Annotated in this window: 28 protein-coding genes; 20 read left to right on the top strand and 8 right to left on the bottom strand. The window is 64.9% G+C overall.

Translation table 11 applies throughout. The features are described 5' to 3' along the window. Positions 1-22 precede the first annotated feature (22 nt). The gene (locus AC1Q6V_RS25020) at positions 23-1,027 is read left to right on the top strand and encodes a Bug family tripartite tricarboxylate transporter substrate binding protein (protein ID WP_010809630.1); all 1,005 of its coding nucleotides are present in this window, start codon (positions 23-25) and stop codon (positions 1,025-1,027) included. Positions 1,028-1,048: 21 nt separating this feature from the next. Here AC1Q6V_RS25020 and AC1Q6V_RS25015 read toward each other — a convergent pair whose 3' ends face one another. Then, positions 1,049-1,942: a LysR family transcriptional regulator gene (locus AC1Q6V_RS25015; protein WP_011616884.1), complete on the bottom strand. Its 894-nt coding sequence runs from the start codon at positions 1,940-1,942 to the stop codon at positions 1,049-1,051. 133 nt (positions 1,943-2,075) lie between these two features. On the opposite strand from AC1Q6V_RS25015, the gene AC1Q6V_RS25010 reads away from it, so the two are divergent. From AC1Q6V_RS25010 to AC1Q6V_RS24990, 5 genes are all read left to right on the top strand, one after another. Beyond that, positions 2,076-3,629: an AMP-binding protein gene (locus tag AC1Q6V_RS25010; protein ID WP_010809628.1), complete on the top strand. Its 1,554-nt coding sequence runs from the start codon at positions 2,076-2,078 to the stop codon at positions 3,627-3,629. A gap of 11 nt (positions 3,630-3,640) precedes the next feature. Further along, on the top strand, positions 3,641-4,825 hold the full coding sequence (locus AC1Q6V_RS25005) for an acyl-CoA dehydrogenase family protein (RefSeq protein WP_011616882.1): 1,185 nt from the start codon (positions 3,641-3,643) through the stop codon (positions 4,823-4,825). 63 nt (positions 4,826-4,888) lie between these two features. Then, positions 4,889-5,881, top strand: a complete 993-nt coding sequence (locus tag AC1Q6V_RS25000; RefSeq protein ID WP_010809626.1) for a tripartite tricarboxylate transporter substrate binding protein — start codon at positions 4,889-4,891, stop codon at positions 5,879-5,881. 79 nt (positions 5,882-5,960) lie between these two features. Next, positions 5,961-7,103, top strand: coding sequence for a CaiB/BaiF CoA transferase family protein (locus tag AC1Q6V_RS24995; RefSeq protein ID WP_454750661.1), 1,143 nt, complete (start codon positions 5,961-5,963; stop codon positions 7,101-7,103). Between the two features lie 385 nt (positions 7,104-7,488). Continuing rightward, on the top strand, positions 7,489-7,671 hold the full coding sequence (locus tag AC1Q6V_RS24990) for a hypothetical protein (RefSeq protein ID WP_454750662.1): 183 nt from the start codon (positions 7,489-7,491) through the stop codon (positions 7,669-7,671). 219 nt (positions 7,672-7,890) lie between these two features. Here the strand turns inward: AC1Q6V_RS24990 and AC1Q6V_RS24985 are convergent, their stop codons facing one another. Together AC1Q6V_RS24985 and AC1Q6V_RS24980 are read right to left on the bottom strand one after the other, a co-directional pair. After that, positions 7,891-8,115: a DUF2188 domain-containing protein gene (locus AC1Q6V_RS24985; RefSeq protein ID WP_011616879.1), complete on the bottom strand. Its 225-nt coding sequence runs from the start codon at positions 8,113-8,115 to the stop codon at positions 7,891-7,893. A 100-nt stretch (positions 8,116-8,215) separates the two neighbouring features. Then, positions 8,216-8,482 (bottom strand): GDCCVxC domain-containing (seleno)protein, encoded by a 267-nt coding sequence (locus AC1Q6V_RS24980; protein ID WP_454750669.1) that lies wholly within the window; start codon positions 8,480-8,482, stop codon positions 8,216-8,218. A gap of 151 nt (positions 8,483-8,633) precedes the next feature. Between AC1Q6V_RS24980 and AC1Q6V_RS24975 the strand changes: the two genes are divergently transcribed. After that, the gene (locus AC1Q6V_RS24975) at positions 8,634-9,074 is read left to right on the top strand and encodes a MerR family transcriptional regulator (RefSeq protein WP_058698628.1); all 441 of its coding nucleotides are present in this window, start codon (positions 8,634-8,636) and stop codon (positions 9,072-9,074) included. A gap of 150 nt (positions 9,075-9,224) precedes the next feature. Here the strand turns inward: AC1Q6V_RS24975 and AC1Q6V_RS24970 are convergent, their stop codons facing one another. The 5 genes from AC1Q6V_RS24970 to AC1Q6V_RS24950 are packed head-to-tail and all read right to left on the bottom strand — an operon-like array spanning position 9,225 to position 13,190. Further along, positions 9,225-10,541, bottom strand: coding sequence for an epoxide hydrolase family protein (locus tag AC1Q6V_RS24970; protein ID WP_454750663.1), 1,317 nt, complete (start codon positions 10,539-10,541; stop codon positions 9,225-9,227). Between the two features lie 12 nt (positions 10,542-10,553). Then, the gene (locus AC1Q6V_RS24965; protein WP_454750664.1) at positions 10,554-10,979 is read right to left on the bottom strand and encodes a cupin domain-containing protein; all 426 of its coding nucleotides are present in this window, start codon (positions 10,977-10,979) and stop codon (positions 10,554-10,556) included. After that, positions 10,976-12,073, bottom strand: coding sequence for an alpha/beta fold hydrolase (locus AC1Q6V_RS24960; protein ID WP_454750665.1), 1,098 nt, complete (start codon positions 12,071-12,073; stop codon positions 10,976-10,978). The genes AC1Q6V_RS24965 and AC1Q6V_RS24960 overlap by 4 nt, the downstream gene beginning before the upstream one ends. A gap of 30 nt (positions 12,074-12,103) precedes the next feature. Continuing rightward, positions 12,104-12,325 (bottom strand): DUF2798 domain-containing protein, encoded by a 222-nt coding sequence (locus AC1Q6V_RS24955; RefSeq protein ID WP_010809618.1) that lies wholly within the window; start codon positions 12,323-12,325, stop codon positions 12,104-12,106. A 55-nt stretch (positions 12,326-12,380) separates the two neighbouring features. After that, positions 12,381-13,190, bottom strand: a complete 810-nt coding sequence (locus AC1Q6V_RS24950; protein ID WP_197540022.1) for a TetR/AcrR family transcriptional regulator — start codon at positions 13,188-13,190, stop codon at positions 12,381-12,383. 139 nt (positions 13,191-13,329) lie between these two features. On the opposite strand from AC1Q6V_RS24950, the gene AC1Q6V_RS24945 reads away from it, so the two are divergent. From AC1Q6V_RS24945 to AC1Q6V_RS24885, 13 genes are all read left to right on the top strand, one after another. Then, complete coding sequence (locus AC1Q6V_RS24945) at positions 13,330-14,586, top strand: MFS transporter (RefSeq protein ID WP_041688040.1); 1,257 nt, start codon at positions 13,330-13,332, stop codon at positions 14,584-14,586. Between the two features lie 134 nt (positions 14,587-14,720). Continuing rightward, a complete protein-coding gene (locus AC1Q6V_RS24940; protein WP_010809615.1) occupies positions 14,721-14,999 on the top strand; it encodes a hypothetical protein in 279 nt (92 codons plus the stop codon). Next, entirely contained in the window at positions 14,999-15,088 is a 90-nt protein-coding gene (gene kdpF / locus AC1Q6V_RS24935; protein ID WP_010809614.1) for a K(+)-transporting ATPase subunit F, read from the top strand. The genes AC1Q6V_RS24940 and kdpF overlap by 1 nt, the downstream gene beginning before the upstream one ends. Further along, positions 15,088-16,908 carry a potassium-transporting ATPase subunit KdpA gene (kdpA, locus tag AC1Q6V_RS24930; protein ID WP_454750666.1) on the top strand — a complete coding sequence of 607 codons (1,821 nt, stop codon included), beginning with the start codon at positions 15,088-15,090 and terminating at the stop codon, positions 16,906-16,908. The genes kdpF and kdpA overlap by 1 nt, the downstream gene beginning before the upstream one ends. Positions 16,909-17,011: 103 nt before the next feature. Then, on the top strand, positions 17,012-19,237 hold the full coding sequence (kdpB, locus tag AC1Q6V_RS24925) for a potassium-transporting ATPase subunit KdpB (protein ID WP_454750667.1): 2,226 nt from the start codon (positions 17,012-17,014) through the stop codon (positions 19,235-19,237). 25 nt (positions 19,238-19,262) lie between these two features. After that, the gene (gene kdpC / locus AC1Q6V_RS24920; protein WP_010809611.1) at positions 19,263-19,886 is read left to right on the top strand and encodes a potassium-transporting ATPase subunit KdpC; all 624 of its coding nucleotides are present in this window, start codon (positions 19,263-19,265) and stop codon (positions 19,884-19,886) included. Positions 19,887-19,955: 69 nt separating this feature from the next. Next, positions 19,956-22,802: a DUF4118 domain-containing protein gene (locus AC1Q6V_RS24915; protein WP_454750670.1), complete on the top strand. Its 2,847-nt coding sequence runs from the start codon at positions 19,956-19,958 to the stop codon at positions 22,800-22,802. 11 nt (positions 22,803-22,813) lie between these two features. Then, positions 22,814-23,509: a two-component system response regulator KdpE gene (gene kdpE / locus AC1Q6V_RS24910; protein WP_454750668.1), complete on the top strand. Its 696-nt coding sequence runs from the start codon at positions 22,814-22,816 to the stop codon at positions 23,507-23,509. A gap of 132 nt (positions 23,510-23,641) precedes the next feature. Further along, the gene (locus AC1Q6V_RS24905; RefSeq protein ID WP_492316408.1) at positions 23,642-24,427 is read left to right on the top strand and encodes a TorF family putative porin; all 786 of its coding nucleotides are present in this window, start codon (positions 23,642-23,644) and stop codon (positions 24,425-24,427) included. A gap of 142 nt (positions 24,428-24,569) precedes the next feature. Continuing rightward, positions 24,570-24,926: a hypothetical protein gene (locus AC1Q6V_RS24900; protein ID WP_037023977.1), complete on the top strand. Its 357-nt coding sequence runs from the start codon at positions 24,570-24,572 to the stop codon at positions 24,924-24,926. Then, entirely contained in the window at positions 24,913-25,881 is a 969-nt protein-coding gene (gene dapA, locus AC1Q6V_RS24895; RefSeq protein WP_454750424.1) for a 4-hydroxy-tetrahydrodipicolinate synthase, read from the top strand. The genes AC1Q6V_RS24900 and dapA overlap by 14 nt, the downstream gene beginning before the upstream one ends. A 285-nt stretch (positions 25,882-26,166) precedes the next feature. Then, the gene (locus AC1Q6V_RS24890) at positions 26,167-26,430 is read left to right on the top strand and encodes a hypothetical protein (RefSeq protein WP_010809605.1); all 264 of its coding nucleotides are present in this window, start codon (positions 26,167-26,169) and stop codon (positions 26,428-26,430) included. A gap of 68 nt (positions 26,431-26,498) precedes the next feature. Continuing rightward, the coding region (locus tag AC1Q6V_RS24885; protein ID WP_492316409.1) for a hypothetical protein at positions 26,499-26,745 on the top strand (247 nt) is incomplete at its 3' end.

The raw sequence follows: 26,745 nt of genomic DNA, 5'->3' as shown, positions 1-26,745 counted from the left end.
CATTCCACGCTCAGGAGACACCATGCAACAGGTTTTCCGTTCCCGCCGCCGCTTCCTTGGACTGGCTGCCGCCGCACTGGCGGCCATCGGCACCGCCACGCCGCTGGCGGCACCCGCCGCCGAGTCCGCCGACGCCTTCCCGTCCCGCCCGATCCGCTTTGTCGTGCCCTTCCCTTCCGGCAGCGGCACCGACACCACCGCGCGCATGTTCGCCAAGAAGATCGGCGAGCTGACCGGCCAGGGCGTGGTGGTGGAGAACAAGCCCGGCGGCAACGGCTTCATTGGCGTGCAGACCGCGCTGAACGCGCCGCCAGACGGCTACACCGTCTTTATCGGCAGCAATTCCACGCTGTCGACCAACGCCGCCACCTTCCGCAAGCTGCCGTATGACCCGCTGACCGACTTTGCGCCGATCACGCTGCTGTCGCGCGGGCCATGCGTGATCATCGTGCCGGCAAGCTCGCCCTACCGCACGCTGACGGAACTGCTGGAAGATGCCCGCAAGCGCCCCGGCGCGCTCAATTACGGCTCGGGCTCGATCTCCTACACGCTCTACTCCGAGTGGCTCAACGAACTGGCCCGCATCAAGACCACCGCCGTGCCGTACAAGGGCGCTGGCGATGCCATCAACGGCGTGATGGCGGCCAATGTCGACTTCGCCGTGGTGGATGCCACCGGCGCCATCGAACTGGTCCGCGGCGGCAAGGTCCGCGCGCTGGCCTACACCGCACCGCAGCGCTCGCCGCTGCTGCCGGACGTGCCCTCCATCGCCGAAGCCGGCCTGCCGGACTTCCTGGCCTACAACTGGGTAGCCGCGGCGGTCTCGGCAAAGACGCCGCCGGCAGTGGTGAAACGGCTGCAGGACCTGTTTGCGCAGGCCGGCAGGGCCCCGGATGTGCGCGAGTACTACACGCGCCAGTCGACCAAGCTGATCCTGTCATCGCCTGCCGAAATGCTGCAGTACCAGAAGGACGAGATCCAGCGCTGGAAGCGGCTGGCGGAGGTGGCCAAGATCCCGCTGCAATAACCGCGTGGCCCTGCCGCTGCCTCAGCGGCTGTGCTCGCTCAGCAGCACCGTCAGGCGCTGCGCCAGCGGCGACAGGTAGGCGCCCTCGCGCGAGATCACGCCGATGTTCCGGCGCAGGTCCAGCTCCTCCACGCCCAGCGGCAGCACGCGCAGGCCGTGCTGCATGGCATCGCCGCCTTCATTGGCGATGCTCAGCATCTGCGTGCCCTGCATCAGCGCAAACAGCGAACTGCTGCCAAAGTCGATCTCGATGCGCGGCTGCGGCTCCGGCAGGCCGCGCTGGCGGAACGCCGCGTCCACCTGCTGGCGCAGCGTGATATGCCCTTCGGGCAGCAGCCATTCCTGGTCCGCCAGGTCCGCCAGCCGCAGCTTGCGCCGCTGCAGCAAGGCATGGCCCTCGTCCGCCACCACCACCAGCCGGTCGTCAAAGAGCGGCTGCACCGCCAGGCCGGTCGATGAGGCTGCCAACGGCGCCGGTGCCACCGCCACATCCAGTTCCCCCGCCGCCAGCAGGTCCAGCAGGTCGCGCGCCAGCCTGCGGCGCAGCCGCAGCCGTGCCACGGGACGCTCGCGCACCAGTTGCCGGCAAGCGCCCAGGATCACGTTGCCCGGGATCGACGGCGAATAGCCCACGCGCAGGATGCCCTGCTCGCCGGTGCGGATGCCCAGCATCTCCTTGATGCCGTCCTCGTATTCCAGCTGGATGCGCCGCGCCCGCTCCAGGAAGCGCGTGCCGGCGTAGGTGGCGGTCATACCGTTGGCGGTACGCTCGAACAGCGGCAGCCCGGCCTGGGTCTCCACCCGCTGCACCGCCTTGGTCAGCGCCGGCTGGCTGATTCCCAGCGCGTCGGCGGCACGGCCGATGCCGCCGTGCGCCGCCACGGCGAGGATGTATTCGATATCCCGCGTCTCCATTGCCTCACATTCCTGATGGTTATGACTTTATAGCCAATGGTTCATTGTGGTGATGCCAGCCATCTTACAGACTACGGCGCACGAGCACACGTAAAAGCGCTCACCGGAATCAACAGGCATCAACGGAGACAGCATGGGTTTCGCGTATTTCCTGCGCCGCGCCGCGCGCTACTGGGGCGACCAGCCCGCCATCCTCTACCAGGACCGGGTGGTGACCTATCGCCAGCTGGACCAACGCTCAACGCGCCTGGCCAATGCGCTGCTGGCACTGGGCCTGCAGCCCGGCGACCGCGTCGCGGTGCAGTCGCGCAACCGGCCCGAGCTGGTCGAACTGGAATGCGCGCTGTACAAGGCGGGTCTGGTCAAGGCGGCGCTCAACCCGCGCTTCACCGCGGCCGAGGCCAGCGACGTGGTCGGGAACTGCACCCCGCGCGTGCTGATCGCCGGCCCCGGCTACACCGGCTATGCGCGCACCACGGCCGGCTTCGGCAGCATCGAGACCTTTATTGCCATCGGCGATGCGCCGGCGGGCTATGTCGAGTATGAAGCGCTGCTGGCCAATGCCGGCACCACGCCGCCTGACATCACCCCCGCCCCCGACGACCTGGCCGTGCTGCACTTCTCGTCCGGCTCCACCGGCAAGATCAAGGCTGCCATGCAGAGCTACGGCAACCGCATGGCGGCGCTGCGCAAGATGGTGTCCGGCATGGACCGCCCGGCCCGCCCCGGCGACCGGCTGGCGCTGATCGGGCCGGTCACGCACGCCTCCGGCATGCTGATGCAGCCCTACCTGTACCAGGGCGCCACGCTGGTGCTGTTCGAGAAATTCGAGCCCGCGCACTTCCTGGCCGAGGTGGCGCGGCTACGCATCACCCACGTGTTCATGGTCCCGGCCATGATCAACATGCTGCTGGCCGAGCCCACGCTGGCCCAGGCCGATCTGTCCAGCCTGAAGACCCTGGCCTACGGTGCCGCGCCAATGGCGCCGGCACGCATCCGCGAGGCCTGGGAGCGCATCGGCCCGATCCTGTCGCAGGGCTATGGCGCCAGCGAATCGACCTCGGGCGTCACACGTCTGTCCACCACCGACCATGCCGACGCCATTGCCAACCACCCTGAGCGCCTGGCCTCCTGCGGCCGCGCCCTGGGCGAGACCGAAGTGCGCGTGGTCGACGAGCAAGGCAAGGAGGTCGCCGTGGGCGAGATCGGCGAGCTGGTGATCCGCGGCGAAGACGTGTTCCACGGCTACTTCAACGAGCCCGCGCTGACGCGCGAGACCATCATCGATGGCTGGCTGCACACCGGCGACATGGCGCGCGTGGACGAGGCCGGCTACCTGTACCTGGTCGACCGCAAGAAGGACATGATCATCTCCGGCGGCTTCAACGTCTATCCGACCGAAGTGGAAGCCACGCTGTACCAGCACCCCGACGTACTGGAAGCCTGCGTCATCAGCGTGCCGGACGACACCTGGGGCGAAAGCGTCAAGGCCGTGGTCACGCTGCGCCCCGGGCGCGAGGCCACCGCGCAGCAGCTGATCGCGCATTGCCGCGAGCGCATTGCCGACTACAAGTCGCCGCGCTCGGTGGACTTCGTCGCCGAGCTGCCCAAGAACGCCAGCGGCAAGCTGGCCCGCAAGATCGTGCGCGAACGCTACTGGCAAGGCGTCGGGCGCCGTGTGAATTGAAGGAGCCCGCCATGTTCGATCACCTGACCAATCCCGTACTGCTGGAAACCCGCGCCGGCATCCGCCGCTTTATCGACGAAGAACTGCGCCCGCTGGAACAGGAACTCGGCCTGGGCTCTGAAGACCCGTGGCCGCGCGAGACCCTGCGCAAGGTCTGGCGCCGCTCCAGCGAGCTGGGCTTCTACGCCGCGTGCCTGCCGACATCGCTCGGCGGCAAGGGCCTGAACATCCAGGAGCAATGCGCGCTCAAGGCCGACCTGGCCGCCAGCGGCTCCACCCTGGCCGCGCACGTGCTGGGCGACCTGGGCGGCCCGCCGCGCGTGGGCAACATGCTCAAGTACGCCACGCCGGACCAGCTCAAGCGCTACTTCGAGCCCGTGATCCGCGGCGAGAAGTCGACCTGCTTCGCACTGACGGAAACGCATTCCGGCTCCGACGCGCAAAGCATCAGGACCTCGGCCGTGGCCGATGGCGACGAGCTGGTCATCAACGGCGGCAAGCACTACATCAGCGGCGCGCCGTTCGCCGACTTTGCCATCGTCATGTGCGTGACCGACGCCACCACCACGCCGCCGGCCATCACCGCGGTGCTGGTCGACCTGGACCTGCCGGGCGTGACGGTAAGCAACGAGTACGTGCCGATGTCGGGCCAGCATATCGACGGCGACATCCGCTTCGAGAACGTGCGCGTGCCGCGCGCCAATATCTTTGGCGGCGAAGGCAACGGCTTCAAGCTGGGCATGTCGCGCATCAACGTGAACCGCCTGCTGCACTGCCCCAGCATGCTGGGGCTGGCCACCAGGGCATATGAGTCGTCGGTGGCATATGCCGGCCAGCGCCGCCAGTTCGGCGGGCCGATCGCGCGCTTCCAGGCGATCCAGCACATGCTGGCCGACATGGCCGCCGCGCTGTGGGCCTGCGAGAGCATGATCACGCATACCGCCGCGCTGGCCGATGCCGGCGCCGACCTGCGCATGAAGGCTGCGGCGTGCAAGCTCTTTGTCTCGGAGCGCTGCTTCGAGGTGGCGGACAAGGCCGTGCAGATCCACGGCAACGTCGGCGTCACGCGCGGCCATCCGGTGGAGCAGACCTTCCGCAAGCTGCGCATGTTCCGCATCTTCACCGGCACCAGCGAGATCCAGCGCAACACCATTGCGCGCGCTATCCTTGAACCGCTGCAGCAGCAGAAGGCCTGACCGTGCCGGCGGCACGGTCGCCGCCGGCATGAACACCATAAGACAAGACCACGGAGACCAAGCATGAACCGCCGAAACTGGCTTGCCACCGCCGGCGCCGCCGCGCTGGGCAGCCTGCTGCTGCCGGCCCGCGCCGCCAGCGCTTCATCCAGCTACCCCAGCCGCCCGATCCGGCTGATCGTTCCGTTTATCGCCGGCAGCACGCCCGACAACGTGGCCCGCACGCTGTCGGCGGAGCTGGGCAAGAAGCTCGGCCAGCCGCTGGTGGTCGAGAACATGCCCGGCGCCGGCGGCATCATCGGCGCCAGCGCGCTGCGCCGGGCCGCGCCCGATGGCTATACGCTGGGCATCCTGGCCAATGCGCACGTGATCAACGTGCACATGTACCGCAAGATGCCATACGATCCGATCCACGACTTCACGCCGATCACGGCCCTGTCCGGCGGACCGTCCGCGCTGGTGGTGCCGGTCTCGTCGCCCTACAAGACCGCTGCCGAACTGATCGCCGCCATGAAGAAAGCGCCGGGCAAGTTCAACTACGGCTCCGGCGGCAAGGGCAGCATCGCCCATCTTGCGGTGGAAACCATGCTGCACCAGACCGGCTGTGACGCCGTGCATATCCCTTACAAGGGTGCGCCGGAAATCATCACCGCCATGCTGACCGGACAAACCCAGTTCGGCATGCCGGTGCTCGGCACCGCAACGCAATACGTGCGCAATAACCAGGTCAGGGTGCTTGCCGTCACTGCGGCCACCCGTTCGCCGTTCTTCCCGGACGTGCCAACCATGGCCGAAGCCCTGCCCCCGGGCTTTGTCATCGACAACTGGAGCGGCCTGTTCGCACCGGCCAACTTCCCGGCCGAACTGACCCAGAAGCTGCATGCCGCCGTCGGCGCCCTGCAGACGGCCGGCGTGTTTGATGCCCAGCTCAAGGCCAATGCCGGCGAACTGCGCCGCAGCGCCTCGCCCGCGCAGTTCGGCACCATTGTCGCCAGCGACAACGCGCGCTACGGCGACCTGATGAAGTCGATCGGCATGGTCGGCGACCTGGGCTGAGCGTCCTGTCCGCCCCGCGCCGCACGCCACCTTCCGCGCGTGCGGCACCCCTTCTTTCGTTCTCCCCCCAGGGCGCTGTATGAAGCCAGAATGGTCCTGCCTCAAGGACGTCACCATCATCGACGTCAGCCAGTTGCTGCCCGGTCCGCACGCATGCAGCCTGCTGCGGCAACTGGGTGCCGATGTCATCAAGGTAGAGCAGCCCGGCACCGGCGACACTGCGCGGCAGCTTGGTCCGACGGTGTTTGCACAGTTCAATCGCGGCAAACGCTCGGTAGCGCTGGACTTGAAGACCGATGCTGGCCGCGAAGCCTTCCTTGACCTGGTCCGCAATGCCGATGCCGTGGTGGAAGGCTTCCGCCCCGGCGTGATGGCGCGACTCGGGCTGGGCTATGAAGCACTGGCGGCGGTCAATCCGGCCATCGTGCTGTGTTCGGTCTCGGGCTTCGGCCAGACTGGCCCCTATGCCTGCCACGCCGGACATGACCTGAACTACCTGGCGCTGGCCGGCTATTGGGCGACGCCGGTGCAGGTGCACGACAAGGTCTCGCGCCCGCGCGTGCGGGTGTCGGATTACGCCGCATCCGGCTACGCGGCGCTGTCGCTTGCAGTGGCGATCATGAGTGCGCACCAGAACGGGCAGGGGCAACATCTGGATGTCTCGATCCATGACGCGATCCTGTCGTGGACCGCCCATGGCGCCTGGGCCGCCCGCGGGCATGAGGCATCGCCGCAGGCATCCCCTACCGTGATGCCGGAGAACGATCTCTTCGAGACGCGCGATGGCCTGCATCTGGCGATGGGCATCCTCGAGAACAAGTTCTGGGTCAACCTGTGCGAGGCGCTGGGTGATGAGTTCCCGGCCCTGCGCGATCCGCGTTTTGCCACGCGTGCCGGACGGTACGGGCACAAGGTGGAGGTCAATGACCTGATGGTGGCGGTGTTCCGCACGCGCGACCTGGCCGAGTGGGAGGCGTTCTTCGGGCCGCTGGATATTCCGTTCTCGCCGTTGCTGGGGGCGACGGCGCTGTTTGAGGATCCGCATGTGCAGGCGCGGGAGGTGGTGCGGTCCGTACCCGCGGAAGGCGGGATTGCTGTGAATTTTCCGGTGAAGTTTTCGTTGGGGTTGCCGGAGGGGGAGGATTTTGTGGCTCAGGTGGGGGAGCATAGTGTGGACGGATCCCTGCCAAAGATCTTCGCTGGCGGGATCGGGAACGCATAATTTGGCTTAGTTCCATGCCGCGACCACCTCGCATTCCAAGACTCAACGATTTCCGACTCGCCTGAGTTGCCGCAAGCTTCGCCCGCCTCTTCCGAATGCGACATCTCTTATCGCCTGCATGACTCTGGCAGGAAATACTGGTTGCGTCATCGGATCGCCGGTGACCGGGCGTGGAAACCCGAGGTGTCTCCGGGCAGGAGAGTCGCATCCCATACGGCACTCCTGCGTGCTCGCATGAACGCATCGTTCCATGGCGGGCCAGGCGAGGCAGCCGCAAGGCTGGCTGGTTTTCCCGGAGACTGGTTTCCACCCTCGCTGTCTGGCCCGCCACCTTCACCTTCACCTTCAAATGAGTGGCGCGCCTTAACCTGCTATGGAGTCAGTAATGGTCGATGCAATCGAAACCAACGCGTGCCTGCATGAAGTGCGTGCCGGCATTGATGGCGTACTCGTACTGCTGGAGCAGCAAAGCGTGCGCTCGGAAGCGTGCTTCAGCGCGCTCTGCCTGCTTGAAATGGTGAAGGCAAAGCTGGATACCTTGATGGCGGCCGGGCCGCTTGCGGGATAGCAATGCCTCTGGTCTGGCGGTGCTTCGGCACCGCCAGACAGTCCTCGTGGAAGCCGCATCAAGCGTGGCCGTTCGAGCGGATCTGCCGGACAGTATCTCCCCTCAAGGAATTTGGCAGACACTGCCTGGCAAATGTGCGCCCAAAACATCACTTGAGCTCACCACCCTTTCCCAGGCGTTCTCCTTGCCCTTTTTCGCCGCTTCACAGCTAGTACGGCGTCACCGCCGCGCCTCCTGTTGCTCGTCGCCGCACGCGTTGCGCAACTGCACGTCCCCGTCGTGACGATGTATGTGCAATTCGGCGTTCTCTCGTCTGGCCACCCCCCAACCCGCAGCGATTGCCGCCTCCATGGTCGGAAATTTCTGGGCCTTTATATTGAGGCCGCCGAACTCCAATGCCCAACCATCTTCTGCGGGCAGAACGCGAATGATCCGCGATTGCATAATGACCCCTCTCTGAATTCCCCGCGACGTATAACGGGCGTCGCGTAATGTCGAGCAAAAACATGTTCCGCTGGCAAGCGGAGCTGGGTAAGAGGCGGGATCATCCGGGGGGAGCCGAATCGAGGGTACGTCGTGCATCGCTGTACCTGCGTCGGCGAACACACGAGCAGGAATGCTGCTGCATGGGCGGGCACCTTTCGCTGCCGTATGAGCAGAAGACGCAGCAATCACCGGCCTTGGGCCTTAGCATCGCGTGGCAGCACTCGCACTCATAGCACCACTGGCAGGCATCGATGGGCATGGTTTCTTCTTTTGCATGCGCGCACTTGGGGCAGGTGATGATTGACTGCAGCTTGACGGCGCTCATCATTTCTCTTTGCCTCACGGCCGATGGGCAGCAGACGGTCACCGTGCCTGGCGCTCCGATCCCTGTCGTTACCCATCGAAACGCAATCCGCCCTTCCCGTATGTGCGGTTTAGGCGTAGCGTAGGTCCGTACCAAGGTACGGAGTCAAGCGATGGAGCACACACTAACAATCGGGAAGCTGGCCAAGGCGGCTGGTGTTGGCGTGGAGACGGTACGCTACTACCATCGGTGCGGCCTGCTGCCGGTGCCGGAGCGTGCCTATGGCGCCATTCGACAGTATTCGCAGCAGAGCTTGCAGCGGCTTCATTTCATTCGCCAGGCCCAGTCGCTCGGGTTCACCCTGGATGAAATCCGGGTACTGCTGCGACAGAACGATGGCAGCACGTGCAGCACAGCCCGCGCACTGGCCGAGCAAAAGCTCAGTCTTGTTGAGGAAAGAATGAAGGATCTGCGACGAATGCGAGCGGAACTGAAGAATCTCATTGGGCAATGCCACGCCAATGGCAATGAGGCTTCTTGTCCCTTGATTGACACCTTGTCTGCCGACATGAGAGCAGAGAACGCTCGTGACGCTCCATTCCGGCATCGGTGAACGAGGTACCCGCTGAGTCCGTCCGGTACACCGCTCGATGTGCCGGCGGTGTACATAGGAACGGTTGTGCCGGCCAAACGGCAAGCAGCGTGACGCGAGTTGCGCAACGTCCACCGTGGGCCGACACCGTTCCTGCACAGCGTCTTCCGCTCAGCGCAACGATCGGAACGCAGATCGTAGCTCCGCGCTGAACAGCTCCGGTTCTTCCCAAGCCGCGAAGTGACCGCCTTTGGCAACGCGGTTGTAGTAGATCAGGTTTGGATAGGCTCGTGCCAACCACTGCCTCGGTGGCCGGTAGACCTCGCCAGGGAAGACGGTCACTGCCACTGGAACGGTGATGGGGGAATTCCTTGCCGGGGCGGCACTGGTTTCCCAGTAGATCCGTCCGCTCGACCCGCCTGTATTTGTGAGCCAGTAGAGCGAGATGTTGTCAAGGATCGCGTCACGGTCCAGTGACCGCTCAGGATCGCCACGCGTGAATACCCAGTCGGCCTGCTTGTCATAGATCCACGCTGCCAGCCCCACTGGCGAATCGGCCAGGCCAAAGCCGATGGTCTGCGGCCGCGTTTGCATGATGGCCGCGTAACCGAATCCCTTGTTGAGGAAATCCCTCGCCTCATCGAACACCTGCTTTTCTTCGGTGGTCAGGTTTGCCGGCGCAGGCTCCCCGCTTTTCAGCGCCATGGCTATTGCCGGTGGCAACGTCGTGGCGCGCTCGATGCGGTTGACGTGGATGCCAAGCAGTCCTTCAGGCGCCAGACGGCCAAGTGCGTCGGAGATGATGGCGCCCCAGTCGCCTCCCTGCGAAACGTAGCGCGCATATCCGAGCCGCTTCATCAGCACGTCCCAGGTGCGTGCGATGCGATCCGGATTCCAGCCAGTGTCTGCGGGCTTCTGTGAAAAGCCGAAGCCAGGAATCGACGGAATCACCAGATGAAACGCGTCGTTCGCAGTGCCGCCGTGCGCGGTGGGGTCCGTCAGCGGGCCAATGACATTAAGCAACTCGAAGACCGACCCTGGCCAGCCGTGGGTCATGATGAGCGGCATCGCGTTTGCATGGCGCGAGCGGACATGGATGAAATGAATGTCCAGGCCGTCGATGTTCGTCACAAACTGCGGCCAGGCATTTAGTTTTGCCTCGGCCTTGCGCCAGTCATAGCCCGTTGCCCAGTAGCGCATGAGCGGCTGAAATCTTTCAAGCTGTACGCCCTGGGACCGATCGCCGACTGTTTCCGGATCGGGCCAGCGCGTAGCGGCAAGGCGGCGGCGCAGATCGACCAGGGCCGCTTGCGGGACGTGCGCACGGAATGGGCGGATCGCATCTGATGCCACGGGAAGCCCGGATTTTTCCTGCGCAGCGGTAGTCAGGGGCGGGTAAAGCATGGAGAGCGCTACCGTCGCCACGCCGCCCAATAGTAAAGTTCGGCGCGACGGGTCGGGAGCCTGGTTGGACCATTCCGTGTTCATTGCAAGCCTCCCTTATTCTGCGGTGGCCGATCCAGGTTGCCTGGCGGGCACCGCCAGAGGCACACCCTTCCTGACGATGTAAGTTGCCAGTTCAGACGCCTTGCCGCTGCCGACATTCCGCGCCGAATGGGCACTCCCGGCCGGAATGAACAGCGCGTCACCGGCCTTCAGCGTGACAGGCGGCTTGTCGTCGAGCTGGTATTCCAGCGTCCCTTGCAGGACATAGGCGATTTCTTCCCCGGGGTGCGAATGTTTCGGTGCGAATGCGCCGGGATCAAAGTCGACGCGTACCTGTACGCCCTCACGACCGGGCACGCTGAGTTCGCGCTGGACCAGATCGGTGCGGTGGACTCCCGGCGTTTGCGCTTGAGCCGTTGGCAGAAGCAAACCATTGCCGGCGATAAGCAGGGCCACGGCGAAGATTCGGGTCATTTTCATGGGCAGGTTTCCTTGTCGTGCTTGACGACGGATGGGAATATTGGGAAGGTCGTGGGCGAGGGGCGCTCATGTGTCGTGCGGGATCCCGTCGTCCTCAGACGAGGTCGGCTGCCCGGGCCCCGCTCGCAATGCGGGCTTACCGGAATGAAGCGCGAATCTCTGCCACGGTTTGCTGGGGGTCCTGCAGGTGCGGGTAGTGCCCAACCCCGTGAAGCACGGGTGAACGCTGCATGGGCCTTTTCGGCGAACTCGATGCCCATGTCCTTATTGATGTAGATGTCTTTCTCACCCCAGACTACCTTCACGGGCGTCTTGAGCCGGCCCAGGTTCGCCTCGAAATACTCCTGGTCCCGCGTGAAGTGCAAGTAGTAGTGATAGAAGGCGTCCGCTGACGTCATCTCCCCATGGCTCCATCCGCGTGACATGTCGTCCTTGAGTTCGCCGGATATGTCGAACTGCGCTTCCCTGGCCAAGCCGCGCCTGTAGGCATTCTGGAGAACATCCTCGCGATTCTTGTTCAACTGAACACGAGCCAGCTCGGCCGAAGGTTGCGACTTCAGGCTCTGCAGGCTTTCGTACATGTAACGAGGTCTGTTGAACGGGGCGAAGTCGCCCACGATGATCGTCCTGGCAATGTCCGGCTCCTCGAGAGCCAGGAGAAGGGCAGGCAAGGCTCCGATATCCGTTGCGTAGATCGTGAGCTTTGACGTGTCGATGCCCGCCTTGCGGATGTACTCCTTCAGAACCCGGGCATAGTCTCTGGGCGCATAGGAGAACTTGTCGGCCGTTGGTCGTGATGAGAGGCCGTAGCCAGGCCAATCGATGGCGTGTACTTCGTAGTCATCGCCGAGAGCCAGGGCAATGTCCTTCCAGGCGTACAGGGTCTCCGGGAATCCATGCAGGAAGAGAACGGTCCCTTTCGGACTGGGGTTGTGCACCACCATCGTCCTGAGCGAGATGTCCGAGTCGAGTTTGATGAATCCGATCTCGGCTTTCTGTACCGGCTTGTTGGCGTGGTGGGCGCATCCCGACGCAATCAAAGCGCCGAGGACGAGAACGGAGGCAAGCAGCCGCGGCAGGAATGGCCTGGACATGTCAGTGGTCCTCGATGCGGGCCTGCCGGCTCAGTGAATCAGGCGATCGACCTGCGTTTGCAAACGCGGACCGACCAGGAGGATGGCGGGAATGACGATCACATATCCGATGCCCCAGGAACGCAGCCACGTCAGGGCAAATCCTTCCGAGAATCCGAGATTGAGAGTAAGGAGGACAAAGGAAATGATCCCTGTCGTCACGACTCCCATCGACAGGGCGAATGCGACTTTCCGTTTCAGCTGCACGCTCATGGTTGCTTCCTTTGGCAGATAAAATACCAATTGGTATATTTTTGGTCGAAAAAAATCACTTCAGATCGACGATGGTTTTTTCTACCGCCGACATCACGGCCTTGCTGTAGCCAGCGTTGCCTGTGAGGCGAGAGATCATGATGGCGCCCTCGATCAATGCAATCAGCGTGACGGCAGTCTGCTCGGCATCGACGTCTTTGCGGAACTCCTGCGAAGCAATCCCTGCCTTGATGACTTTGACAAGATGCGTCTTCCAGCCCCGGAAAGCCTCCATGGCTTTCTCGCGCAGGGCCGGGTGCGTGTCGTCGGCTTCAATCGCTGTGTTGAGCAGCGGGCATCCCCCCACGGGGAATTCCTCAGGCAGGCTTTCATACACGCCTGTCAATGCGAGCAGCTGCTCCTTGCTGGTTTCTCTCGTGGCCATTACGGCCCGGACTGCCGCCTGCGCCTGCTTCCAGTTGTGATCGAAAGCAGCCAGGGCCACTTCCTCCTTGTTGGCAAAGTTGCCGTAGACGCTGCCCTTCGTCAGCCCGGTGGCCTCCGTCATATCGGCCAGGGACGTACCGGCATAGCCTTTGACGTTGAAGATCGGGGCTGTCTTCTCGACGATGAACTGGCGGGTTCGCTGAGCTTTATTCATGGAAGCCAGAATATACCAATTGGTATTTTTGTCAAGGGCATCGATGAATCCGCTCGGAGTGATCCCCCCTGCCCCCGCCATCAGCCTGATGAATGCGTTCAATCGCCTGGCGATCAGCTTCCTCCGCGCGCCGGAAGCTGCGCTCGCGCTCAAGGACTGATTGGAACGCCATACCAAGGCGGCGCGCGGCGCAGATGCGGCCGATGCCACCATCTGCGGGGCCATCTAACATGGCGCCATGCCAGCCTTTGCCGTGTCGCCCAAGCCGGTGCCTTCGAGTCCGGCGCATACTGTTCTTGTACGGCGGGATCGCCACGGGCTTTCACTGACGGCATGAGACCACCGGAACACGGATGCCATTGCGATGCGCACACCTGAAGACCCGGCCATGATTGTCAGCAGAGGCTGGCTAGCGCGCCTGGTCCTGCCCGCAGGCATTCATCCCGGCGCCTTGCCGCTTCTCGTTGGCCGCGCGCTGCGCGGCTTCTGTGACGGCTTTATCGCCGTGCTGTTGCCGGCGTACCTGCTGGCTCTGGGCTTCGCGCAGCTGGCAGTGGGGCTGGTCAGCAGCGCAACCCTGATCGGCTCGGCGCTGGCGACGGTCCTGGTGGGCATCATCGGCCACCGCTATCCGCAGCGCAGGCTGCTGATGTCGGCGGCCGCGTTGATGGCCGCCACCGGCATAGGCTTCGCCGGACTGTCCTCCCTCTGGCCGCTATTGCTGGTCGCATTCGTCGGCACGCTCAACCCCAGTTCCGGCGACGTCAGCGTCTTCCTGCCGCTTGAGCATGCCGGTCTTGCCGATTCAGCCTGCGCCGATGCCCGCACTGCCCTGTTCGCCCGCTACAGCCTGACCGGGGCCCTCTGCGCCGCCATTGGTGCGCTGGCGGCGGCGCTGCCGGACTGGCTCGCGGCGCAACTTGGGGTTCCTGTCCTCAGCGCGCTGCGCGCCATGTTCATGGTCTATGCCCTGACCGGTGCCGCACTCTGGTTCCTCTATGCCCGCATGCCGGAGCCGCCACCGCACCTGGCAACGGCGAGAGTCCCGCTGGGACCGTCTCGCCGGATCGTTACCCGCCTTGCCCTGCTCTTCAGCGTCGACGCATTTGCCGGCGGCCTGGTGGTGAATTCCCTGCTGGCGCTATGGTTGATGCAGCGCTTCGGCCTTTCCATTGGTGCCGCCGGGCAGTTCTTCTTCTGGGCCGGGCTGCTTAGCGCCGGCTCCCAGCTCGTGGCCGCACCGCTGGCTCGCAGGTTCGGTTTGCTGAACACGATGGTGTTCACCCATATCCCATCCAGCCTCTGCCTGATCGCGGCCGCGTTCTCCCCCTCCCTGCCGGCGACGCTGGCGCTGCTGCTCGTACGCAGCGCGCTGTCGCAGATGGATGTGCCGACCCGGACCGCCTATGTCATGGCCGTGGTGACGCCGCCCGAGCGGCCGGCGGCGGCAAGCCTGACTGCCGTGCCCAGGAGCCTGGCTGCCGCATTCGGCCCGACCCTGGCGGGCGCGCTGCTGGCGATGGGCTGGGTCGGGACGCCGCTGGTTGCCTGCGGCGTGCTCAAGATCGCCTACGACCTCGCACTCCTTGGTGCATTCCGGCGGGTCAAGCCCCTCGATTAACGCGCCGGGCCGTCGCGTAAAGATCCGAAAGAGAAGCGTCGCGCCGGCGCAGCATCTCCGCCAACAGCGGCAGCCTTACCACCACGCATCACGATCGCCAGCGGCCAAGAAAGTGCACCTTGGCTCCCGCGCGCATGCTGATCGCCCGAATCTTTATACGTTCTTTATACGCACCGGCCATCTTTCTACCCTGTTTTTACGACCCCGTCGCTAATCTGCAAGCCGAAACCATTCAAGGGTGCTTTGTTATGGACGGGATCTATTTGATCGTATTGATTGGCTTCGCCGTGCTGAGCGCAGCCCTGCTGGGGCTTTGCGCCGTGCTTGCGCCGAAATCTCCGGCAGGCAGCGGCCACGGCGGCGCGCATGACCAGATGGCGGCAAAGAACAGCGCGTCGGACAGGAGGCTGTGATGAGCTGGACCGATCTGTTGAGCGGCGTGCTGGCCATTGCCATTTTTGTTTACCTCCTCATTGCGTTGTTCCGGCCGGAGAAATTCTGATGTCCTCCCAATTCGTGGGCCTGCTGGTCCTCTATCTCGCCATCCTGCTGGCGTGCGCGCCTTTTCTCGGACGCTATATCCGGCGTGCGGTGGAGGATGGCAACTATTCGCTGACCGCCTGGGGCCGGCCGCTGGAACGGCTGCTGTATCGCCTGGGCGGCGTGCGTGCCGATGCCGGGATGGGGTGGACGCAGTACGCCGTCGCGGTGCTGGCATTCAACCTGCTTGGCGTGGTGGCAGTCTATGCGCTGCAGCGCCTGCAAGGCATGCTGCCGCTCAATCCGCAGGGCTTTGGCGCGGTTTCGCCGGACTCGGCCTTCAACACGGCGATCAGCTTTGTCGCCAACACCAACTGGCAAGGCTATGGCGGCGAGTCGACCATGGGCTATCTGACGCAGATGCTCGCGCTCACCGTGCAGAACTTCCTGTCCGCGGCGACCGGCATCGCCGTGGTGTTCGCGCTGATGCGCGGATTCGCGCGCCAGAGCGCCGCCACCATCGGCAATTTCTGGGTCGACATGACGCGGGTCACGTTCTACGTGCTGGCGCCGATCGCGACCGTGATCGCACTGGCACTGGTAAGCCAGGGCGTGATCCAGAACTTCGACGCCTACAAGGAAGCCAGCCTGGTCACGCCGGTGGAGTACAGCCAGCCTAAGCTCGATGCGGCCGGGCAACCGGTGCTCGATGCACAAGGCAAGCCGGTGACGGAAGACCTGAAGACCGACAGGCAGACGCTGGCGATGGGCCCGGTTGCCTCGCAAGAGGCCATCAAGATGCTGGGCACCAACGGCGGCGGCTTCTTCAATGCCAACTCGGCGCATCCGTTCGAGAACCCGAATGGCCTGGCCAACCTTCTCGAGATGCTGGCGATCTTCCTGATCCCGGCGGCGCTGTGCTTCACCTTTGGCGAAATGGTGGGAGACAGGCGACAGGGTGTGGCGGTGCTGGCTTCCATGACGGTCATCTTTGTCGCGATGGCCTGCGTGGCGGCGATGTCCGAGCAGATGGCGACCCCGGCGCTGGCCGGATTGCCGGTGGATCACGCCGCGTCGCTGCTGCAGGCCGGCGGCAATATGGAAGGCAAGGAAACGCGCTTCGGCATCGCCGCTTCGGCACTGTTCGCCACCATCACGACCGCGGCGTCGTGCGGCGCGGTCAATGCCATGCATGACTCCTTCACCGCCATCGGTGGCCTGGTGCCGATGCTGCTGATGCAGCTGGGCGAGGTCGTGTTCGGCGGCGTCGGCTCGGGGCTGTACGGCATGCTGGTCTACGCCGTGCTCGCGGTGTTCATCGCCGGACTGATGATCGGGCGCACGCCGGAGTACCTCGGCAAGAAGATCGAAGTCTACGAGATGAAGATGACGGCCGTGGCGATCCTGGTCACGCCACTGCTGGTGCTGCTCGGCACGTCGGTGGCGGTGATGACCGAGGCCGGACGCGCCGGTGTGTTCAATCCCGGCACGCACGGCTTCTCCGAGATCCTGTACGCGCTCTCGTCGGCGGCCAACAACAATGGCAGCGCCTTTGCGGGCTTGTCCGCCAACACCCCGTTCTACAACACGCTGCTGGCGGCGGCCATGTGGTTCGGCCGGTTCTGGATCATCATCCCGGTGCTTGCGCTGGCGGGCTCGCTGGCAGCCAAGAAGCGCGTGCCCGTGAGCGGCGGCACGATGCCGACGCACGGCCCGCTGTTCGTCGTCCTGCTGGTGGGCACCGTGCTGCTGGTCGGTGCGCTGACCTATGTCCCGGCGCTGGCGCTGGGGCCAGTCGCCGAGCAACTCCAGGGCGCGGTGACGGCAACCGCGGCGAAGTAAAGCGACGACTGACGACGAAATATCGAGCATTCCTACACGTCCGGACCCTGCCCTGCCTCACCGATGCAGGTGCCGGATGGCTCCAGCGGATTGCGGAGAAACCATGCAACAAAATTCGATGGCCCCGGTGGCCAAGCGCGGCGCCAACACGGCTGAAGCGTCTTCCTCCAACACGATTCAGGCAAAGAGCGCGCCGGTGTCCGACCGCCAACACGGCTCCCACCATCATCGCCCGCCGGCGCGCAGCATGTTCGCGCCGGAGCTGGTGAAGCCCGCGCTGGTCGCGGCCTTCGGGAAGTTGTCGCCGCGCGACCAGCTGCGCAACCCGGTGATGTTCGTGGCCTACGTGGGCAGCATCCTGACGACGATCCTTTTCCTGAAGGCCATGGCCGCGCCGGCGGCAGCCCCCGGTGGGGAATCCGCGGGCTTCATCCTGGCGGTGTCGGTGTGGCTGTGGTTCACGGTGCTGTTCGCTAACTTTGCCGAGGCACTTGCCGAAGGCCGAAGCAAGCAGCAGGCGGAAGCGCTGCGCGGCCTGAAGACCACCGTCACCGCACGCGTGCTGAAGGACGGCAAGCGTGGCAGTGCCACCGAAGCGCGCCCCGCCACGGCGCTGCGCCGTGGCGACGTGGTGCTGGTACAGGCCGGCGAGATGATCCCCGGCGACGGCGAAGTGATCGACGGCGTGGCCTCGGTCGACGAAAGCGCCATCACCGGCGAATCGGCGCCGGTGATCCGCGAGTCGGGCGGCGACTTCTCGTCGGTGACCGGCGGTACACGCGTGCTGTCCGACTGGATCGTGGCGCGCATCACGACCAACCCGGGCGAGAGCTTCATCGACCGCATGATCACGATGGTTGAAGGCGCCAAGCGGCAGAAGACGCCGAACGAACTGGCCCTGACGATCCTGCTGGTCGGGCTGACCATTGTGCTGCTGCTGGCCACGGCCACGCTGCAGCCGTTCTCGCTCTACAGCGTGCTGGTGGCAAAGGCAGGCGTTCCGGTGACGATCACGGTGCTGGTGGCCCTGCTGGTCTGCCTGATTCCCACCACCATCGGCGGGCTGCTGTCAGCCATTGGCGTGGCGGGCATGAGCCGGATGATGGAAGCCAACGTGATTGCCACCTCGGGCCGTGCGGTCGAAGCCGCTGGTGACGTGGACGTGCTGCTGCTCGACAAGACCGGCACCATTACCCATGGCAACCGCCAGGCATCGCGCTTCATCCCGGCCCCGGGCGTGTCGCCGCTGCAGCTCGCGGAAGCGGCGTGGCTGTCGTCGCTGGCCGACGAGACCCCGGAAGGCCGCAGCATCATCACGCTGGCACGCCAGCTGCCGGGGCTGGCGGCGCCGGTGATGGCAAGCCTGAAGCCGGAGTTCGTGCCGTTCAGCGCCCAGACCCGCATGAGCGGGGTTGACCTGAGCGATGGCGGCGGCGAGCGTCACGTGCGCAAGGGTGCGGCCGATGCCGTGCGCCGCTACGTCACGGAACGTGCCGGCAAGTTCCCCGATGCTGTCCTGCAAGCCGTCGATGAGGTTGCCCGCGCCGGCAGCACGCCGCTGGTGGTAGCCGACGCCAACGGCGGTTCGGTACGCGTGCTTGGCGTGATCGAGCTGAAAGACATCGTCAAGACCGGCATTCGCGAGCGCTTCGGCGAACTGCGCAAGATGGGCATCAAGACCGTGATGATCACCGGCGACAACCGGCTGACGGCGGCTTCGATTGCGGCGGAAGCCGGCGTTGACGACTTCCTGGCCGAAGCCACGCCGGAAGCCAAGCTCAAGCTGATCCGCCAGTACCAGGCCGACGGGCGGCTGGTCGCGATGACCGGCGACGGCACCAACGACGCGCCGGCACTGGCCCAGGCCGACGTAGCCGTAGCGATGAACAGCGGCACGCAGGCGGCCAAGGAAGCCGGCAACATGGTGGACCTCGACAGCAACCCGACCAAGCTGATCGAGATCGTCGAGATCGGCAAGCAGATGCTGATGACGCGCGGCTCGCTGACGACCTTCAGCGTGGCCAACGACATCGCCAAGTACTTCGCGATCATCCCGGCGGCGTTTGCCACCACCTATCCGCAGCTCAACCTGCTCAATGTGATGGGGCTCGCCACGCCGGCGTCGGCCATCATGTCGGCGGTGACCTTCAACGCGCTCATCATCGTCGTGCTGATCCCGCTTGCGCTCAAGGGCGTGGTCTACCGGCCGCTGGGCGCCGCGGTGCTGCTGCGCCGCAACCTGCTGGTCTACGGCCTGGGCGGCATCCTGGTGCCGTTTGCCGGCATCAAGCTGATCGACATGATCCTGGCCCTGTTTGGCTGGGTCTGATTTTCTGCCACGATTCGGAGCGCTCATGAATACGCAAGTGCAGTCCCCGCAGCCGTCGCCGGCACCCGTGCAAGGTGGCTTGCTGCGGCCAATGTTGGTGGTGTTCGTTGGTCTTTCGCTGGTGACCGGCCTGCTCTATCCCGGCGCGATCACGGCAATCTCCAAGGCCGTGTTCCCGCATCAGGCAGCCGGCTCGCTGATCGAGAAGGATGGCAGGACAGTTGGCTCGGAACTGATCGGCCAGCCGTTCTCCGACCCGAAGTACTTCTGGGGCCGGCTGTCGGCCACGGCGCCGATGCCGTATAACGCCGCGGCTTCGGCGGGATCCAACCTGGGCCCCACCAATCCGGCGCTGACCGATGCCGCGCGCGCGCGCGTCGACGCACTGCACGCCGCGGATCCGGACAACCAGGCGCCCGTGCCTGTCGACCTGGTCACGGCATCCGGCAGCGGGCTCGACCCGCATATCAGCCCTGCGGCCGCGGAGTACCAGGCGGTGCGCGTCGCCCGCGCCAGGGGGATTCCAATCGAGCAGGTGAAGCAACTGATTGCGGCAAATACCGAAACGCCGCTACTGCCGGTCCTGGGCGACCCGGGAGTCAATGTCCTGAAGCTGAACCTTGGACTGGATGCCATCGCACGGAAGTAACCCGGTGCCGGGATGCGGATGCGAGGCAGGACTGGTTTGCCAATGCCAGGATAGAGGGTGAGCCGACCGATGCCTGATGCCGAACTGCGCGGAGCCGGCGCGCGCCCCGATCCCGATGCCCTGCTCCAGATGGTGCAGGAGGAAGGCGCTCGCGCCTCGCGCGGCAAGCTCAGGGTCTACTTTGGCGCTTCCGCCGGGGTCGGCAAGACGTTCGCCATGCTCACCGCGGCGCGGACGGCGTCTGCACGGGGCACCGATGCTGTCATTGGCATCGTGGAGACCCACGGCCGCGCCGAGACCGAAGCGCTGATCGCCGGTATCGAGCGCTTGCCAATGAAGGACGTGCCGTACCGCGAGCGGGTTCTGCAGGAGTTCGACCTGGACGCGGCGCTGGTCCGGCGACCGGCCCTGGTCCTGGTTGACGAACTGGCCCATTCCAACGCACCGGGCAGCCGCCATCCGAAGCGGTGGCAGGATATCCAGGAATTGCAGGCTGCCGGGATCGACGTCTGGACCACGGTCAATGTGCAGCATCTGGACAGCCTGAACGAGGCGGTGGGCGGCATCACCGGCATCCGCGTCTGGGAAACCGTGCCGGACGTTGTGTTCGACAGCGCCGACGAAGTCGTGCTGGTGGACCTGCCGGCCGACGAGCTGCTGCGCCGGCTGAAGGAAGGCAAGGTCTATCTGCCGGAGCAGGCGCGACACGCGGCGCGCAACTTTTTCCGGAAAGGCAATCTGATCGCCCTGCGCGAGCTGGCGCTGCGCCGGACCGCCGACCGGGTGGACTCCGATGTCCGAGCATGGCGTCAGTCCGAAGCCGTTCAAGGCGTGTGGCGGACCCGGGAGGCGGTGCTGGCTTGCATCGGTAGTGGTGACGATGCCGAGCAGGTCGTCCGGAGTGCGCGCCGGCTTGCCGGCCAGCTCGATTGCGACTGGCATGTGGTGACCATCGCCACCCCCAGGCTGGCACCCCCGTCCGATTTCGCAAAGACTCGCCTGCAGACGGCCATGCGTCTCGCAGAGGAGTTGGGCGCACGCACCGAGACCCTGGCGGGCAACGACATGGTCCAGGCAATCGTGGGGTACGTGCGCCGCCACAACCTGACCAAGGTGGTCATCGGCCGGGCGCCGGCAGACTGGCGCCGGGGCGGCGCCTCCGTTGCGGAGCGGGCCCGCTCCCTTCTCGGCCTGGCCTTGACGCCATTTGTGAACGCGCCGGCCTGGCTGTTCGGCCGCCGCAGTTTTGCCGATGCGCTGGCGCTCGGGTGTCCGGAGATCGATATCATCCGCGTGGCGGCAGACACGACGCGGGTGGATCTTCGCCCGCGCCATGGCACTGAAGCGCCAGACGCCCCAGCGCCAGGCGACGGGGCCACGCGCAAAGATTATTTGTGGGCGGCGGCATGGTGCGCCGGTGCCACGGCACTGTCGGCCCTCGCATTTCCATGGTTCGACGTCGTCAACATTGCCATGCTGTTTCTGGCGGCAGTGGTCGGCGTCGCGCTTCGCCATGGCCGCGGACCGGCGGCGCTGGCTTCGGTATTGGCCGTGGCCGCCTTCGACTTCTTCTTCGTACCGCCGCGGCTGTCGTTCGCCGTCAGCGACGTACAGTATCTGCTGACGTTCCTCGTGCTGCTATCCGTGGGGCTGGTCATCGGGCAACTGACTGCCGGTTTGCGCGAACAAGCGCAGGTGGCGGTGCAGCGCGAGAACGATGCCCGCACGCTGTACGAACTGGCCCGTGAACTCTCCGCGGCGCTGGTGCCGAACCAGATTGTCTCGATCGCCAGCCGTTTCCTGCGTGCTGCCTTCGATGCCAATTCAGCCTTCTTCCTGGTTTCCGCGGAAGGCCGCTTGCTGCCGCCCGTGTCCGATGTCGAGCAGCATGACACCGGGGCGCGAACCGACTCGATCGACCGTGTACTGGCAGAGTGGGTATTCGATCACGGCCAGCCCGCAGGCACCGGCACGCATACCTTGCCCGGCAGCACCGTGCTGTATCTGCCATTGAAGGCGCCGATGCAGACCCGTGGCGTGCTGGCGGTCGAGCCTGCGGTATCACGCGCCTTTGCGCAACCTGCGCTACGGCGCCAGGTCGATGTGTTCTGCACGCTGATCGCGATCGCCATCGAGCGCTTGCATTACGTCGAAGTTGCGCAGCTGGCCTTGCTGTCGATGGAGTCTGAGCGCCTGCGCAGCTCATTGCTGGCCGCTGTCTCCCATGACCTGCGCACCCCGCTGACCAGCCTGATCGGCATGGCGGAAACCATGCAGCGCAGCGATCCCGGGCTGGCGCCGTCACTGGCCGAGACCGTGGCCGCCATGCTGGAACAGGCCAGGCGCATGCGGACCATGGTGGTGAATCTGCTGGACATGGCGAAGCTGCAGGGCCGGGAAGTCCGGATGAGCAAGGAGTGGCAATCGGTGGAGGAGCTCGTTGGCGCCAGCCTGGCTGCCATGCGCGAGGCGCTCGAGCACCACCGCGTGGTTGTCGTCGACTTGTCCCGGGTACCCCTGGTCGAATGCGACGCCGTGCTGATCGAGCGCGTGCTGTGCAACCTGCTGGAGAATGCCGCCAAATACACGCCTGCCGGCACAGAGATCCGGCTCTCGGCCGCGCCGGTCGACGACGAGATCAGGATCGCGGTAGAGGATGATGGCCCGGGCGTGCCCAAGGGCAAGGAACGGCAGATCTTCGAGAAATTCACGCGCGGTGAGCGCGAATCCGCGACGGCGGGCGTCGGCCTGGGCCTCGCCGTATGCGAGGCAATCGTGCAAGCCCATGGCGGGCGCATCTGGGTGGAACCCGCGCAACGGCCAGACCGGCCCGGCGGCCAGGCGGGCGCGCGCTTCCTGGTAGCGTTGCCGCGTAGAAATCCGCCAGCGGTGGAGCCGGAGCAGACTGATGCCTAGAGAGAGAGTTGATGCCATTTGATTTTTCCCCAACAGTCTTGCTGGTTGAGGATGAGCCGCATATCCGGCGCTTTGTCCGCTCGACCCTGGAGTCTGAAGATTGCACGGTGCATGAGGCAGAATCGCTCAAGCGCGGACTGATCGAGGCAGGCACCCGGCAACCTGACCTCGTCATTCTCGACCTGGGTTTGCCGGACGGAGACGGGGTGCGATTGATCAGCGAGATCCGTACGTGGACTGACGTACCGGTGCTGGTCCTGTCGGCACGTAGCGGAGAAGCCGACAAGATCGGTGCGCTGGATGCCGGCGCGGATGACTACCTGACCAAGCCCTTTGGCGTTGGCGAACTGGTCGCACGCCTGCGCGTGCTGCTGCGCCGGCATGCCAGGGCCAACGCCCAGGGCTCGCACCAGATCCTGTTCGGCGACGTGCAGGTTGACCTGGCCAGCCGCGTCGTCACCCGCTCGGGACAGGCCGTGCATCTGACGCCGATCGAGTATCGGCTGCTTGCGGTTCTGATCGCCCACCGCGGCAAGGTGATGACGCACCGGGAGTTGCTGCGGGAGGTGTGGGGACCCTCCCAGGCCGAAAGCAGCCAGTACCTGCGCGTCTATATGGGACATCTGCGGCACAAGCTCGAAGCGGACCCGGCGCGGCCCGCCCACTTGCTGACGGAAATCGGGCTGGGCTACCGGTTTGCCGGGTAGCGCCGAAATCCAGGCGCATTGATTGGATTTGTACGCGGGCACCGCGGCTTTTGATACCGTTTTTACGCGTCAGGCCATATCGTGGCGAGGCTCCCTGCAACGGGGATTTTTTTAACTCTCGCCACAACAACAATGACTGACCTGCGCCAAACCGCGGCCACGCTGCTCGCATGCTCCGCATCTTCCATCTTCCTCGCTGCCATGCCGGCCATGGCGCAATCCCAGCCTGACGCCGTGCCGTCCCCGCATACGTTCACGGCCAACGTGTCGCTGGTCTCGGACTACCGCTATCGCGGCATCAGCCAGACCAACCTGCGCCCGGCCATCCAGGGTGGCTTTGACTACGCCCACGAAAGCGGCTTCTATCTGGGCAACTGGAACTCCAGCATCAGCTGGCTCGAGGATGCCAACCCGGCGGTCTCGGCCGCGGTCGAGATGGATTTCTACGGCGGCTTCAAGAACACCTTCAAGGTCGCCGGCACCGAGTTCAACTATGACCTGGGCGTGCTCGAGTACTACTACCCGGGCAGCTACAACAACCCGCGCCCGTACACCACCGAGCTGTACGCCGGCATCGGCTGGGGCCCGGTCATGCTCAAGTACTCGCACTCGGTCACCAACCTGTTTGGCTGGGCCGACAGCAAGAACAGCGGCTACATCGACCTGAGCGCCAACGTGCCGCTGAACTTCTGGGACCTGACCCTGAACGCGCACGTCGGCTACCAGGGCGTAAAGCACAACAGCAATGCCTCATACACCGACTGGAAGATCGGCCTGACCAAGGACCTGGGCAAGGGCTTCGCGCTGGCGGTGGCCTATGTGGACACCAATGCCAAGGAATCAGCCTACACCAGTGCCAACCGGGGCCGCTACCTCGGCAAAGCTGCGGCCTGGGCTTCGCTGACGAAGACGTTCTGAGCGCGAGCGCTTTGCCAGCGTCGCTGATTTTGATGCGGATTTAACGCCAAAGCCCAATATCCTTGCATCAAATTTAGGCGGCGCTGGCTAGCATAAAGCCATGTCCAATACGCGACCCGCTACCGCGCGGGTCCATCCAATCATGCGACAGTCAAGCCTGGCCGTTGATACCGTTCCCCGACGCACCGCCCTGCGCCACAGCAAAGCCACCATGCCCGCGCTGCGCGCGGTCTCCCAGCCGGCACCGGCCTGGATCCGCATGCGTCTTGCGGTGGCATCCACCGAGGTGTTCGGCCTGCGCCAGACCATGCACCGGGCGCTCGGTGAACTGGCCCGCGTCTATGTGGTGAACGTGGACTACCGGCACGGCGAAACCACGCTGCACGTGGAGGTCGCACGCACCGACCGCGACGCGGCCATGGATGCCATCATGACGGCATTTCCGGCGGCGGAGTTCGGTGTCACGACAGCCCTGCGAGACGACTATGTGGCGCACTGAGGAAGAGAGCTTCTCCGGTGCCGCCGTGCACGCCTGCACCGGTATCGCAGCGATTTCCCGCCAGTCGCCATGGGGCATCTGGGTGCCCATGGTCACGCCGATGCGTGCCGGCTCGCTGGACCTGCAGGGCACCGCCAGGCTGGTTGAGAGTTACGTCGAGGCAGGCGTAAACGGCCTGATCATATTGGGCACGACCGGCGAGGGAAGCCTGCTTTCCACGCACGAGCGGCAAGTCTTCACGGCGGCAGTGCTCGAGGCCGTCCATGGCGAGCTGCCGGTGATGGCTGGCGTCGGAGCGGTCGATACCCGCGCGGTGTGCGCGCAAGTTGCCGAACTGGACGGCTTTGATCTTGCCGGCTACCTGGTGCCGCCGCCCTACTACCTGCGGCCATCCGATGAGGGCATCGTGTGGCATTTCAATGAGGTGGCGCGCGCAACCGAACGCCCCCTGATGCTGTACAACGTGCCGAAGCGAACTGGCTGTGCGATGTCGCCAGCGCTCATCCGATCGCTGCTTGCGCAACCGCAGATCTCGGCGGTCAAGGAGTGTGACGCCGGCAATCTCCGCGCACTTGCCAACGATCCGCACGTCACCGTGCTGTGTGGCGAAGATGCTGCCTTGCTGGATCACCTGCTTGCAGGTGGCGCCGGCGTGATCGCCGCGTCCTCGCATATTCGTCCGGACCTGTTCGTGCGCCTGCTGCATCTGGCGCAGACGGGCCGCTTGCGCGCGGCCCACGGCTTGTTCGCGAAGCTCGCGCCGTTGATCTCGCTCATGTTCGCGGAGCCGAATCCGGCACCAGTGAAAGCTGCGCTGGCGCTATCCGGCGTGATTTCGCCGGAAACCCGACAGCCGTTGCAGCCAGCAAGTTCCGCGTTGGTCCAGAGGCTGGAAGAGGCCATGGCCCTTCTTCCTCCGCGTTCCGTGGCGCGGGATGAGCATCTGGCGGCATAAAAGGCTAGCCATCCTTGCCTTTCGGCCTCTCCGGCGGCATCGCATCGCGGGCGGCGCCTGATATGAATTTGTCTGGCCAACAGTGCCATGAAATGAGTTGGCCCGCACCCAACACAATGTCTGCCTGACGGGGATCGGAAAGTGCCAGCATTCCCTGAAAAACCTTTGTTTTTCAGGATGTTATGGATTTTATTGCAGCACCGTCCCGGGCCTGGCACGGCCCATGCTCTATACCCTTCGAGCGCAACAACGTGCTCCCCCAACCGAACCCCAAGGAGACTTACCATGCAATCGACCCTCATGATCAAGGATCTGCCGCTCGACCAGGAACTCGACGGCAAGACCATGTCCGCTGTGCGCGGCGGCCACGCCGTCTCTGTTGTTGGCGGCAACTATCAGAACGTCGTTGGCGGCGGCGGCTTTGCCAGCCCGACCATCGGCTTGCAGGTCGGCGCGACCGTGAACACGATCGACGCCAGCTCGCACCTCAGCCTGAAGATCCCCACCATGCAGAACTTCGGCAACGGCACCCAGGTGGCCACGCTGTAACAACGCTGCATGCGGGAGTCCCGCCGAGGCGGGACTCCCCTTCAACCGAATCCCCAAGGAGACTTACCATGCAATCGACCCTCATGATCAAGGACCTGCCGCTCGACCAGGATCTCGACGGCAAGACCATGTCCGCTGTGCGCGGCGGCAGCGCCTACTCTGTTGTCGGCGGCAACTATCAGAACGTCGTCGGCGGCGGCGGCTTTGCCAGCCCGACCATCGGCTTGCAGGTCGGGCCGACCGTGAACACGATCGACGCCAGCTCGCACCTCAGCCTGAAGATCCCCACCATGCAGAACTTCGGCAACGGCACCA

The organism is Cupriavidus sp. GW823-FHT07B10, from assembly GCF_058794355.1.
Note: the sequence above shows the minus strand (reverse complement) of the source record. Positions and strands in the feature narration are given on the sequence as shown.